Genomic DNA, 1,012 nt, shown 5'->3' on the forward strand with positions numbered 1-1,012 from the left:
CCACCCTTGAAAGAGTGCGTAATAGCTCACTGGTCTAGTGATTCCGCGCCGACAATGTAGCGGGGCTCAAGCGTACCGCCGAAGTCGTGTCATTCATACACATAGGGCCAACGCCCGTATGGATGGGTAGGGGAGCGTCGTCTGCCGGGTGAAGCAGCCGCGGAAGCGAGTTGTGGACGGTTGACGAGTGAGAATGCAGGCATGAGTAGCGATTCACACGTGGGAAACGTGTGCGCCGATTGACTAAGGGTTCCTGGGTCAAGCTGATCTGCCCAGGGTAAGTCGGGACCTAAGGCGAGGCCGACAGGCGTAGTCGATGGATAACCGGTTGATATTCCGGTACCCGCTGTAAAGCGTCAAACATCGAGCATCGTGATGCTAAGGCCGTGAAGCCGCCCTGATCTCTTCGGAGTTGAGGGGAGTGGTGGAGCCGCCGAACCAAGCGGTCAGTAGGTGAGTGATGGGGTGACGCAGGAAGGTAGTCCATCCCGGGCGGTGGTTGTCCCGGGGTAAGGGTGTAGCCCGCACAGTAGGTAAATCCGCTGTGCACGTGGGTGAGACCTGATGCCGAGCCGATTGTGGTGAAGTGGATGATCCTATGCTGTCGAGAAAAGCCTCTAGCGAGTTTTATGGCGGCCCGTACCCTAAACCGACTCAGGTGGTCAGGTAGAGAATACCGAGGCGTTCGGGTGAACTATGGTTAAGGAACTCGGCAAAATGCCCCCGTAACTTCGGGAGAAGGGGGGCCATCACTGGTGATCCGATTTGCTCGGTGAGCTGGGGGTGGCCGCAGAGACCAGCGAGAAGCGACTGTTTACTAAAAACACAGGTCCGTGCGAAGCCGTAAGGCGATGTATACGGACTGACGCCTGCCCGGTGCTGGAACGTTAAGGGGACCGGTTAGTCCGATTTCGGTCGGGCGAAGCTGAGAACTTAAGCGCCAGTAAACGGCGGTGGTAACTATAACCATCCTAAGGTAGCGAAATTCCTTGTCGGGTAAGTTCCGACCTGC

Annotated in this window: 1 rRNA gene; it reads left to right on the forward strand. The window is 57.1% G+C overall.

Features of this window, described 5'->3' with window-relative positions:
* Nucleotides 1–1,012: ribosomal RNA gene (locus tag AB0I98_RS49935) — 23S ribosomal RNA — on the forward strand; the annotation flags it as partial.

Origin of the sequence: Streptomyces sp. NPDC050211, assembly GCF_040656035.1 — a bacterium.
Classification (GTDB): Bacteria; Actinomycetota; Actinomycetes; order Streptomycetales; family Streptomycetaceae; genus Streptomyces.